This window comes from Pseudomonas sp. P5_A2_2 (assembly GCF_054177685.1).
Genome location: NZ_JBGCUL010001235.1, coordinates 1 through 1,176 on the forward strand (window position 1 = coordinate 1; position 1,176 = coordinate 1,176).

The window sequence follows — 1,176 nt, forward strand, 5'->3', positions numbered from 1 at the left end:
GATACGCACTGGAGCGAATCCGGCGCAAAGGCAGCGGCCGAGGCCGTCGCACAGCGCCTGAAGACCCTGGGCATCAGCGCAACGCCACGCAGGTCGTTTAACGAAAGTCATGCCCCGCTCGCGGTGCGACCTGGCGACCTGGTCCATCTGGCGGGCATCGACTGGCTGCCGCTCAAATGGCAACCTGCAGCCGAAATGGTCGCCAAGACCCGCACCCACGAACTTCCCGTTGCGTCAGCCGCCAGCCCTGACACCGAGGCAGACCTCTTTGGCGATGCCGACCTCCCCAATACCGTGCTCATCGGCACTTCATTCTCACGCAACTCCAACTTCGCAGGGTTTCTGCAGCAGGCACTGGGCGCCCCCGTAGGTAACTTCGCCAAAGACGGCGGAGCGTTCTCTGGTGCTGCAAACAGCTACCTCAACAACCCGGCCTCCAAAGAAACGCCGCCAAAACAAATCATCTGGGAGATCCCGGAGCGGGACCTGCAGTCGGCGTACATCGACCCCATTGCCTATCGCTCGTTGCGGTAGGCCAATCGCATCCGGTCGAACCGCCGTCGGGTACGAGAAACCCCTACCCAAAGCGGTCGGTGAAAAGGGCCGGGGCTATCTCCATAAATGGGGCATTTCACCCACCCAACCGGGCGTTCACCACCTGATTTGAGGAATATTCCCCCCTCCCCCTTTTCTCTCGCTTCAAACACTCAGAGCCTGTTCATTCATTTGAATTTTTCCTTTGCCCTATTGAAATGGCTCATAAGTTGCAGCCCCCCCTGGTACCCGCAACAGTTGTCGTCCCGGACATCATGGAGACGGCGGGCTCGGCATGATGCGAGGGGTGAAAAATGAAACGTGCGACACCACCATGCAACTCCATCGCCTTGCTGCTCAGGTCAAGCCCGCCCTGTGCGATGCGCCTTACCCTGACTACCGCCAACGCCGTTCCGCTGGATGATTTCGGCCCGCCATCCGTCAGCCTGTGGGCGGCGGCATCACCGGCCACCAGTCGGCTGTTCGCCCTGATCGGCGCGCAGTTCATCCTGCCGGTGATCCTGATGTACTCCTTCTGGAGCGATTACGTATTGGGCGCAAAAGGGAGAATGGGTGATGGCTTCCTCTAATAAATCAATTGCACGAGTCACGAAAACGCCGATCCCCCTTTATAAGCAGATC

General features: G+C 59.4%; 1 protein-coding gene and 1 pseudogene. Both read left to right on the forward strand.

Features of this window, described 5'->3' with window-relative positions; all coding sequences use genetic code 11:
* On the forward strand, positions 1-534 hold a 534-nt coding region (locus ACXRVY_RS30390; RefSeq protein WP_458239127.1), incomplete at its 5' end, for an alginate O-acetyltransferase AlgX-related protein.
* A gap of 431 nt (positions 535-965) precedes the next feature.
* Positions 966-1,124, forward strand: a pseudogene (locus ACXRVY_RS30395) (ubiquinol oxidase subunit II); the annotation flags it as partial.
* Between the last annotated feature and the right edge of the window lie 52 nt (positions 1,125-1,176).